This is a genomic window from Trueperaceae bacterium, from assembly GCA_036381035.1.
Classification (GTDB): Bacteria; Deinococcota; Deinococci; order Deinococcales; family Trueperaceae; genus DASRWD01.
On the sequence record DASVDQ010000048.1, the window covers coordinates 25,077 to 35,141 of the forward strand.

General features: G+C 73.5%; 8 protein-coding genes. 3 read left to right on the forward strand and 5 right to left on the reverse strand.

Annotated features, from left to right (window positions below):
* Positions 1-11 precede the first annotated feature (11 nt).
* Entirely contained in the window at positions 12-1,661 is a 1,650-nt protein-coding gene (gene pckA, locus VF202_06730) for a phosphoenolpyruvate carboxykinase (ATP) (GenBank protein HEX7039783.1), read from the forward strand.
* 68 nt (positions 1,662-1,729) lie between these two features.
* Here the strand turns inward: pckA and VF202_06735 are convergent, their stop codons facing one another.
* The 3 genes from VF202_06735 to VF202_06745 form a co-directional block, all read right to left on the reverse strand.
* Positions 1,730-3,379 carry a hypothetical protein gene (locus tag VF202_06735; protein HEX7039784.1) on the reverse strand — a complete coding sequence of 550 codons (1,650 nt, stop codon included), beginning with the start codon at positions 3,377-3,379 and terminating at the stop codon, positions 1,730-1,732.
* Positions 3,380-3,383: 4 nt separating this feature from the next.
* Positions 3,384-4,106: an ABC transporter ATP-binding protein gene (locus tag VF202_06740; protein HEX7039785.1), complete on the reverse strand. Its 723-nt coding sequence runs from the start codon at positions 4,104-4,106 to the stop codon at positions 3,384-3,386.
* Between the two features lie 307 nt (positions 4,107-4,413).
* Complete coding sequence (locus VF202_06745; protein ID HEX7039786.1) at positions 4,414-5,769, reverse strand: S41 family peptidase; 1,356 nt, start codon at positions 5,767-5,769, stop codon at positions 4,414-4,416.
* A gap of 117 nt (positions 5,770-5,886) precedes the next feature.
* Here VF202_06745 and VF202_06750 point away from each other — a divergent pair, with 117 nt between their 5' ends.
* Together VF202_06750 and VF202_06755 are read left to right on the forward strand one after the other, a co-directional pair.
* Positions 5,887-7,302, forward strand: coding sequence for a glycogen/starch synthase (locus tag VF202_06750; protein ID HEX7039787.1), 1,416 nt, complete (start codon positions 5,887-5,889; stop codon positions 7,300-7,302).
* A complete protein-coding gene (locus VF202_06755; protein ID HEX7039788.1) occupies positions 7,299-8,171 on the forward strand; it encodes a tetratricopeptide repeat protein in 873 nt (290 codons plus the stop codon). Before VF202_06750 ends, VF202_06755 begins: the two co-directional genes overlap by 4 nt.
* Position 8,172: 1 nt before the next feature.
* On the opposite strand, the gene VF202_06760 is transcribed toward VF202_06755, so the two are convergent.
* Both VF202_06760 and glmS read right to left on the reverse strand, forming a co-directional pair.
* Entirely contained in the window at positions 8,173-8,358 is a 186-nt protein-coding gene (locus tag VF202_06760) for a hypothetical protein (GenBank protein HEX7039789.1), read from the reverse strand.
* Between the two features lie 102 nt (positions 8,359-8,460).
* A partial coding sequence (gene glmS / locus VF202_06765) for a glutamine--fructose-6-phosphate transaminase (isomerizing) (GenBank protein HEX7039790.1) occupies positions 8,461-10,065 on the reverse strand: 1,605 nt, incomplete at its 5' end.

The window sequence follows — 10,065 nt, forward strand, 5'->3', positions numbered from 1 at the left end:
CGGAGGGAACTGTGAGCGAGCGGCAGCGCGGCATCCTCGAGCGCGGCGAGGGCGGGGGCTTCCCCCTGTCCGGCCTCAGCGTCACCTTCGACGCCAGCGCCACGGCGCTCGTCGAGGACTCGGTGAGGCGCGGCGAGGGCCTACTGACGGCCGCGGGGGCGCTCGCCACCGACACCGGCGTCTACACGGGCCGCTCGCCGAGCGACAAGTTCATCGTCCGCAACGAGGCCAGCGCCGACGTCGCCTGGGGCGGCATCAACCAGCCCATGGAGCAGAGGCACTTCGACCTGCTGCTCCGCGACATGCACAGGCACGCGCGCGGCCTCGAGCTCCACGTCCAGCACCTCCACGCGGGCGCGGACGCGCGCTACCGCCTGCCCGTGCGCGTCGTCACCGAGTACGCCTGGCATGCGCTGTTCGCCCGCAACCTGTTCCGCGAGCCGGAGGACCGGAGGGCGCCCGACCCCCGGGTCGCGGCGCGCGACGCCCGCCGCCCGGTCGCGTCGGACGCGCCCTGGCGCGGCTGGACCGTCGTCGACCTGCCCAGCTTCCGCGCCGACCCCGATCGCCACGGCACGCGCTCCTCGACCGTGATCGCCGTCGACTTCCGCGAGCGCCTCGTGCTCATCGGCAACACCGAGTACGCCGGCGAGATCAAGAAGTCGGTGTTCTCGGTGCTGAACCTCGACCTGCCGCTGCGCGGCGTGTTCCCCATGCACTGCTCGGCGAACGAGCCGCTGGACGGCCTGGGCGGCGTGGCGCTGTTCTTCGGCCTGTCTGGCACGGGCAAGACGACCCTCTCGTCCGACTCGAGCCGGCGCCTGATCGGGGACGACGAGCACGGCTGGTCGGACGACGGTGTCTTCAACTTCGAGGGCGGCTGCTACGCCAAGGTCATCCACCTCTCGCCCGAGAAGGAGCCGGAGATCTTCGCCGCCAGCCACAGGTTCGGGACGGTGCTCGAGAACGTCGTCGTCGACCCCGAGACGCGCCAGGTCGACTTCGCGTCGGACGCGAAGACCGAGAACACGCGGGCGGCCTACCCCATCGAGTTCGTGCCGAACGCCTCGGAGTCGGGGGTCGGGAGCCACCCCGCCGACGTCGTCTTCCTCACCGCCGACGCCTTCGGCGTCCTGCCGCCCATCTCGCGTCTCACGCCCGAGCAGGCGATGTACCACTTCCTCAGCGGCTACACCGCGAAGGTCGCCGGCACGGAGCGCGGCGTCACCGAGCCGACGGCCACCTTCAGCACCTGCTTCGGGGAGCCGTTCATGCCCCTGCCGCCGGTCACGTACGCCCGGATGCTCGGCGAGCGTCTCACGAGCCACGGCGCCAGGGCGTGGCTCGTCAACACGGGCTGGACGGGCGGACCCTACGGCGTCGGCAGGCGCATGTCGCTGCCCGCCACCCGCGCCCTGGTGCGGGCCGCGCTGGCCGGTCGGCTCGACGACGTCCCGCTGCGCGCCGACCCGTTCTTCGGGCTCGCCTACCCCACGGCGGCGCCCGGCGTGCCTGCCGAGGTGCTCTCGCCGCGCGAGGCGTGGTCCGACCCCGACGCGTACGACGAGACGGCCAGGCGCCTCGTGGCGATGTTCCGCGAGAACTTCAGGCGGTCCTTCGACGGCGTCGCGGGCGACCTCGCAGGCGCCGGCCCGAGCTGAGGCGGAGCGGCGACGCGGCCCCGGCGGTCCCTCGCCGACCAGGGCCCGGCAAGCCCCACCGGCAACGGCTAGTCGCTCGGCTCCCAGCGCGCCAGCCGGCGGCTCCCCGCCAGCAGCGGCACGAGCGTGAACAGGGCGCACACCAAGGCGAGGCCGGCCAGCACCAGCAGGCCGTCGGGGGCCGTCCAGGAGAAGGCTCCGGCACCTCCGGCCAGCGCCCGCCACGACGGGTAGGCGAACAGCAGCGTCGACAGGGCCGCGTAGGCGAGCGACAGCGCCATGTAGAGGAGCCCGCCGCTCGAGACGGCGACCTCGTGGGGGTTCACGCTGTCGAAGCGCGGGAACGCCGCGCCGAGCCCCACGCCCAGGCCTGCCGTGGCGAACGCCGCCAGGCCGCCGGCCAAGGGGGCGGCGAACGCCAGCGCCGGCGAGAGCTCGAGGCGCCCGGCCACGGCGAGGCCGAGGCCCACGCCCAGCGCCAGCATCGGGGGCAGCGCGCCGAGGAACTTCGCGAACACCACCCGCCACGCCCGCACCGGCGCGGTGCGCAAGAGCCAGACCGCCTCGCCCTCGAGCGACACCAGCGGGAACGCCAGCCTCACGCCCACGCCGGCGAGGAGGAAGGCGAGGAACGCCACGTTCATCGCGCCTATGACGTCGCGGAAGCGCTGGATCCCCACCGAGAGGCTCGCGGTGCTGATGAAGTAGACGCCGGCCAGCGCGCCCAGGACTAGGAGCTGCGACCACTGCGACGGGTCCCGCAGCAGCAGGCGCACGTCCTTCACGACCATCCCCCCACCCACGGGGCCCAGGACCCTCTCCCACGCCGGCGGACGCTCCGAGGAGCGCCTCCTGCCGCCGCCCCAGGGCGTGTCCCCCTCGGTGCGGTACCAGCCGGCCGCGTAGGCGCGGGTCGCGAGGAGCACCAGCCCGCCCAGCGTGGCGAGCGCGAGGGCCACCAGCAGCGTGGCGCCCGCGGAGAAGCGCCCCTCGAGGCCGTGCCACACGGCGTCGGCGGCCCAGGTGCTGGGCAGCCAGCCGATGTCGAGGGCGGCGAAGCGCTGCAGGAGCACCTCGAACTCCTCGGGCGTGAGCGCCTGCAGCTGCTCCGGCCGCAGCGCGCGCAGCCCGAGCACCAGCCCGGCGGCCACGACGACGCTGGCGGCCGTCGCGAACTCCCGCGCCTTGCCCGCCGGGGCCACGCGCATCAGCACGAGCGCCAGCAGCGCGCCGAGGGCCACCGGGAGCGCGTAGAGGCTGGCCAGCGCCAGCAGCGCCACGGGGTAGTAGAGCGCGGGCGCGAGGCGCTCGCCGCCGAGGGCGACGAGCACCGGCACCGTGAACACCGCCGGGAGCAGGGCGCTCGAGGCGTAGGTCTCGGCGACCTTCAGCGCGAACACGCGGAACGCCGGCACCGGCTGCGAGAGCAGGAAGGGCAGGTCGACGGAGCCGTAGAGCGTGCCGATCGAGCCCGTCAGCACCGAGAAGGCCACGGCGACCATCAGCACCGCCAGCATGCCCTCGAGGCTGCGCCGCGCCACGGCGTCGGCGATCGTGCCGATGTCGGGGTAGGTCGCCAGGAAGCGGAGCCCGCGGACCGTGATCGCGTGCATCCCCCAGTAGACGAGCGCCAGCAGCGCCACGCCCACGACCGCGCGCGTCGGGCGTCGGCGGAGGGAGTTGAGGGCGCCGCGCAGGCGCATCGCGAGGAGCGCCATGGCCCTAGGCGGCCTCCTCGGTCAGGCGCAGGAAGATCTCCTCGAGGTCGGCCGCGTCGTCGCCGACGCGCTGCCTCAGCTCGGCCAGGGTGCCGCGCGCCACGGCGCGCCCCCGGGTCATGAGCACGATCTCGTCGGCGACGGCCTCCGCCACCGCCAGCGAGTGCGTGGTGAGCAGCACGGCGCCGCCGTCGTCGGCATGCCGGCGCATCAGGGCCCGCACGTCGCGGGCGCCGCGCGGGTCGAGGCCGACCATCGGCTCGTCGATCACCAGCGCCGGCGGACGATGCAGCAGCGCGGCGCAGAACGTGAGGCGCTGACGCATGCCGTGCGAGTAGGTCTGCACGAGCTCGTCCGCGGCGTGCGCGAGCTCGAACCGCGCGAGCAGCTCGCGTGAACGCTCCTCGGCCCCGTCCACCCGGCGCAGACGTCCCAGGAAGCGCAGCAGCTCGCGACCCGTGAGGTTCGGGTAGAGGTACGGCCGGTCGGGCACGTAGCCGATGAGCGCCTTGGCCTCCAGGGGCCGCCTGACGACGTCGTGCCCGCCCACGGTCACCGTCCCCGCCGAGGGCATGACCTGCCCCGTGACGGCGCGGATCGTCGTGGACTTGCCCGCCCCGTTCGGCCCGAGCAGCGCCACCACGCGCCCGCGGGGGACCGCGAACGACAGGCCGTCCACGGCGGTGACCCGCCCGTACCGCTTGACGAGCCCGTTCACCTCGATCATGCCGATCAGGCTACGTGCCCGCGGGGGTAGGACCGTGTGGGCGAGTCGTCTCTCGGGGCATCGCTGGCGCGGCGCGTGGCCCGGCCGCAGAGAGAGGCGCCCGACCACCCCCCTCGAGTCAGTATCTCGTCTTCGGCGTACTGACTCGAGCGTCTGGAGGCACGAGATCCCCGTCAGGGCCGCGCGCAACGCCGCCAGGGGCCTCCTAGGCAGTAGCCCGCCAGCGGTCTACCGACATAGCGTGCGCGGCTCACCACCCTCGGCCCGGGCCATCCGGCCCCCGCGCGCTCGGGCGCCGGGGCAGCGCTCAGTCGGCGGCGGCGGCCGCGGCGGCGGCGCGCTGCTCGAGGACCGCCTCGTACGCGACCCGCAGCGCCGAGTCGCTCTCGAGGTGGACGATCGCCTCGCCCTGCACCTCGCTCATCTCGCGCACGGGTCCGAGGGCCATGACCTCGAACTCGCCCTCCTCGTCCGCGGTGCCGGTGCCGACGACCTCGCCGTCCACGACGATCTGCACCGTCTGGCCGGGCTTGAGCCCGCGTCCCTCGGCGACGATCGTGTCGGGGAAGCGCGTGTCCTCGGCTGGGATGTCGGGCGTCACGCCCTCCTCGGCGATGCTCTGCCGCGTGGGCGTGAGCCACTCGAACGACACGTAGCGGAGCTGGCCGCCGTCGGAGAGCGAGAGCACGGACTGCGCGACGCCCTTGCCGAACGTCTGCTCGCCCACGATGAGAGCGCGGCCGTTCTCCTGCAGAGCGCCGGCCACGATCTCGGAGGCCGAGGCCGACTGCTCGTTCACGAGCACGACCATCGGCAGGTCGTAGGCCGCCGGGTCGGCGGAGGCGATGCGCTGCGTGACGCCGCGGGCGCGCTGGAAGACGATGTCGCCGCTGGCGAGGAACTCGTCGGCGACGAGGATGGCCTGGGTGAGCAGGCCGCCCGAGTTGTCGCGCAGGTCGAGGATCAGCGAGGTGGCGCCCTGCTCGATGAGGCGGTCGAGGTGCTCGACGAGCTGTTCATGCAGGAGCTGGTTGTTGAAAGAGCTGAGGCTGATGTACCCCACTCCGTCCGGCAGCATCGTGCTGCTGACGTCGATGATCTGGATCGTGTCGCGGACGATCTCGAACTCGAGCGGCTCGGGGACGCCGGGGCGGCTCATCTTCAGCTTGACGGTCGTGCCCTTGGGCCCGCGGACGACGTCGGCGACCTCGGAGGTCGTCAGATCGCTGACGTCCATGCCGTCGACCTCGAGGAAGACGTCGCCGCGCTGCAGGCCGGCCTCGCTGGCCGGACCGCCCTTGTAGACGGTGAGGACCTCCACGCCCTTGCCGGTGTTCCTGTTGTGCGGCGTGAGCACGGCCCCGATGCCCTCGAACGAGCCGGAGAGGTCCTGCGTCTCCCGGGCGGCCGCCCGCGGCTCGATGTAGGCGGTGTACGGGTCCTCGAGGGACTCGATCATGCCGTTGATGGCCCCGCGGATCAGCTTCTCGTCGTCGACGTCGTGCAGGTAGCCGCTCTTCAGCGCGCCGTAAGACTGGATCAGCGCCCGGCCCGCGGCGGTGTTGAGGAACTCGCCGGCGAAGTCGCGCGACACCTGCGCGTATACGGCCATCGTGGCGACGGTGAGGGCCACCAGGCCGGTGATCATCCATCTACGCTTCATAAGCCTCCAAGGGCGCGGCCGTGGGCCGGTAGACCGTGAGCCTCGCTGTGCATCGGGAAGTATACGCAGCAGGGGGGTGCGAGTCCGTAGGGACAATGACGGCCTAATCTCTAGGGGATGCGGGTCCTGTTCGTCTCCGCCGAGGTCGCGCCGTACAGCAAGGTGGGGGGTCTGGGCGACGTGGCAGGCTCGCTGCCGGCCGCGCTCGTCGGGCTCGGCCACGAGGTGCTCGTCGTCACCCCCTGGTACGGCGGTCTCGGAGGCGGCGCGCGCCCGCTCTGGATCGGCGACGTCGCGGTGCCGTTCGACGGCGGCACGGTGACCGTGGGCGTCGGCACGCTGGAGGAGCGCGGCGTGCGCCTGGCCTTCGTCGGCCACCCCGTCTACGCCCGCGAGCGCGTCTACGGCCACGAGGACGACCCATGGCGCTTCGCGCTGCTCTCGCGCGCCGCGCCGCAGGTCGCGCAGCGGGTCGGCTTCAGGCCGGACGTGGCGCACGCCAACGACTGGCACACCGGCCACCTGCCGCTCCTGCTGGCGCGGGGCCGGCACCTGCCCGAGGGCTTCCCGCGCCTCCCGAGCGTCTTCACCGTGCACAACGCGCAGTACCAGGGCGAGTCGGAGATGACGGCGACGCTGCGCTGGCTGCGGCTGCCCGGCGAGCTGGCCGGCTCGTTCGCGAACCACTACGGGCGCTTCAACGCCCTCAAGGCCGGCGCCGGGTTCGCCACGCGGGTCACCACCGTCAGCCCCACCTACGCGCAGGAGCTCACGCAGCCCGAGCACGGCTGGGGCCTCGACGGCGCCTTCAGGAGCCTCGCCGGACGTCTCACGGGGATCCTCAACGGCATCGACGTCGAGCGCTGGGACCCCGCGACCGACCCCCACCTGCCGGCCCGCTACGACGCCGCCCACCCGAACGCCAAGGCGTCGTCGCAGGTCGCCCTGCGCGAGCGCTACGGGCTCGAGCCCGGCCTGCCCGTGCTCGCCGCCGTGTCGCGGCTCGTCGAGCAGAAGGGCATCGACCTGCTACTGGAGGCGGCGCCGCGGCTGCTGCGGATGGGCTGGGCGCTGGCTCTGCTCGGCACCGGCGAGCCGGAGCTGGAGGCGGCCGCGCTGGCCCTGGCGGCGGACAACCCGGGCCGCGTGGGCGTGACGATAGAGTTCGACGAGCCTCTCTCCCACCTCTTCTACGCCGGCGCCGACGCCCTGGCGATGCCGAGCCGCTTCGAGCCGTGCGGGCTCAGCCAGATGATCGCCATGCGCTACGGGACCCTGCCGATCGTGCGCGCCACGGGCGGGCTGCGCGACACCGTCGAGCACATGCGCACCGGCTTCGCCTTCGAGCACGCCACGGCCGCGGGGCTCGCCTGGGCCGCCGCCGAGGCGCTCGCCGTGGGGCCCGGCACCGACAGGTGGCGGGCGATGCAGCAGGCGGCGATGCGCCAGGACCACTCCTGGCGGACGTCGGCACGGCGCTACGCGGCGCTGTATGAGGCGGCCGTCGCGAGCGTGATACCGTCACGGCCATGACCGACCAGGACGCCGGGCGCGGCGCCCACGTGGTCCCCGCACAGGAAGGCGACGCGTCCGCCGCTGCACAGGCGAGCGTCGCGGACTGGCGCGAGCTCCTCGAGCTGAGGCGGTTCAACGCCGCGAAGCAGGCCTACCTGGTGGCCACCTACGCCGGCGCCGGCCGGCTCGCGGCGGACGCCGAGAGCGACGACGACGCGGTCAGGGCCGCTCTCACGGCGCTCGCCGACGTGGAGGACCTGCTGCGCGAGCGGCGCTACGCCAAGGCCGGCGAGCGCATCGCCAGGCTGCAGCACAAGCCGCCTCTGGCGCCGTGGCACGACCTGCAGGCCGACATCGAGGCCCTGGCCGCGGTGGGCAAGGCCCTCGACAAGCGCGACCCCGAGCAGGCGCTGGCGGACCTCGACCGGCTGGGCGACACCTGGTTCGTCGCCGAGGCCAGCACGCTACGCGGCACCGCCCAGGCCTACCTGGGCGACGGCGTGGCGGCGAAGGCCTGCTTCGAGGCGGCCGTCGCCGTGGACCCCAAGCACTTCCGCGCCCTGACGAACCTCGGCAACGTCGCGCTGGAGGAGGGCGACGTCGACGGCGCCATCGCGCGCTACCGCGAGGCCCTGGCGGTGAACGAGGAGTTCTCGAACGCCCACCACAACCTCGGCGTGGCGTACCGCCGCAAGGGCGACCTCGGCAAGAGCGTGAGGCACCTCAGGCGCGCCCAGCGGCTCGCCTACCGGCAGGACGCCGCCGAGGCGCGCGAGAGCTTCATGAAGGCGGGCGGCGCGCGCTTCGGCGGCGCGCTGAAGTGGGTGCTGTGGGTGGCCATAGGCGCGGCCGTGTGGTGGGTGCTGCGGTCGCAGGGCGTGCTCTAGCTCACTCCTCCAGGAGCTGCCTGAGCACGGCGTCGACCTCGGCGTCGTCGAGCCGCCTGAGGGCGCCGGGGCCCTGCGCGGCGTCGAGCACGCGGCCCACCTCTTCGAGCACCACGACGTCGTCCACCGTCACGAGCCTGCGGATCAGCTCGAACTGCTTCTGTTCGACCTCAGCCTGCGTCGACAACGCTTCGCGACCTCCCCGTCGCAGCCTAAGTCCGCCCTCGCCGGCGCGCGGTGAAGGGCGCACCAGCGCGGCCGCTGCGCCCTTCATCGACGCGGGCCTGGCTCACTCGACGGTCACGCTCTTGGCCAGGTTCCGGGGCTGGTCGACGTCGCGGCCCAGCCGGTTCGCCACCTCGTAGGCCAGGAGCTGCAGGGGCACGACGTTGACGACCGGCGAGAGGTACTCGTGCGTCCGCGGCACGTAGACGACCTCGTCGGCGTGCTCCCTCACGCGCTCGTCGCCCTCGTTGGCCACGACGATGAGCCGTCCGTCGCGCGCCTTGACCTCCTGCAGGTTCGAGACGGTCTTGTCGTAGAGCGGCGAGGCCGTGGCGACGGCGACCACGGGCAGGTGCTCGTCGATGAGCGCGATCGGCCCGTGCTTCATCTCGCCCGTCGGGTAGGCCTCGGCGTGGACGTAGCTGATCTCCTTGAGCTTCAGCGCGCCCTCCAGCGCCGTCGCGACGTTCACGCCGCGGCCGAGGAAGAGGGCGCTCCGCGCGCCGAGCAGGCCCTCGGCCACGCGCGCCACCTCCTCGCGGCACCTCAGCGCCCGCTCGACCTGCTGCGGCAGCTCGCGCAGGCCGCGCACGAGCTCGCGCGCCAGGTCGTCGTCGACGGTGCCGCGCGCCCGGCCCAGCCACAGGGCGAGGAGCGCGAACGCGGCCACCATCGCCGTGTAGGCCTTGGTGCTGGCCACGCCGATCTCGGGCCCGGCGTGGATGTAGAGCACGTCGTCCACCTCGCGCGACAGCGACGAGCCCTTGACGTTGAGCACGGCCAGGGTGCGCGCCCCGCGTCGCCGCGCCTCGCGCAGGGCCTCGAGCGTGTCGATCGTCTCGCCCGACTGCGAGACGGCCACGCACAGCGTGCGCTCGTCGACGACCGGCTCCGAGTAGCGGAACTCGCTGGAGACGACGGTGGCGGCGGGCAGGCGGGCGAGGCGCTCGAGCAGCGCCTGGCCGACCATCCCCGCGTAGGAGGCCGTCCCCGCCGCGGTGATCACGACCCGGTCGACGGCCAGCGGGTCGAGCCCGAGGTCGAGGTCGACGCCGAGGCCGTCGCCGGTGAAGCGGCCGAAGAGCGTGTTCTGCAGCACCGTGGGCTGCTCGTAGATCTCCTTGAGCATGTAGTGCGGGTAGCCCGCCTTCTCGGCCGCCTCGGCGTCCCACTCGACCGTCGTCGCCTCGCGGGCGACGGGCTCCCCGGCCAGGTCGGTGATGACGACCTCGTCCGCGCGCAGGACCGCGACGTCGCCGTCGAGCAGGTAGACGACCTCGCGCGTGTAGGGCAGCAGGGCCGGCACGTCGGAGGCGAGGTACGTCTCCCCCGCGCCGAGCCCGATGACGAGCGGGCTGGTGTTCCGCGCCGCGACGAGGAGGTCGTGGTCGACGTGCGTGACGACGAGCGCGTAGGCGCCCTCGACCTCGGCCAGCGCCGCGCGCACCGCCGCGGGCAGGGCGCCCAGCACCGCGTACTTCTCCTCGATCAGGTGCACGAGCACCTCGGTGTCGGTGTCGGAGGCGAACACGTGCCCCCGCGCCGCGAGGTCTCGCTTCAGCGCCACGTAGTTCTCGATGATGCCGTTGTGGATCACGGCCAGCCGCCCGTCCTCCGAGAGGTGGGGGTGGGCGTTGACGTCGTTGGGCCTGCCGTGCGTGGCCCACCG

Bases quoted from the DNA above. Each gene is read 5' to 3' on its own strand.
- VF202_06740 (HEX7039785.1), bottom strand. From the start codon at position 4,106: ATGATCGAGGTGAACGGGCTCGTCAAGCGGTACGGGCGGGTCACCGCC.
- VF202_06755 (HEX7039788.1), top strand. From the start codon at position 7,299: ATGACCGACCAGGACGCCGGGCGCGGCGCCCACGTGGTCCCCGCACAG.
- VF202_06735 (HEX7039784.1), bottom strand. From the start codon at position 3,379: ATGGCGCTCCTCGCGATGCGCCTGCGCGGCGCCCTCAACTCCCTCCGC.
- VF202_06750 (HEX7039787.1), top strand. From the start codon at position 5,887: ATGCGGGTCCTGTTCGTCTCCGCCGAGGTCGCGCCGTACAGCAAGGTG.
- VF202_06745 (HEX7039786.1), bottom strand. From the start codon at position 5,769: ATGAAGCGTAGATGGATGATCACCGGCCTGGTGGCCCTCACCGTCGCC.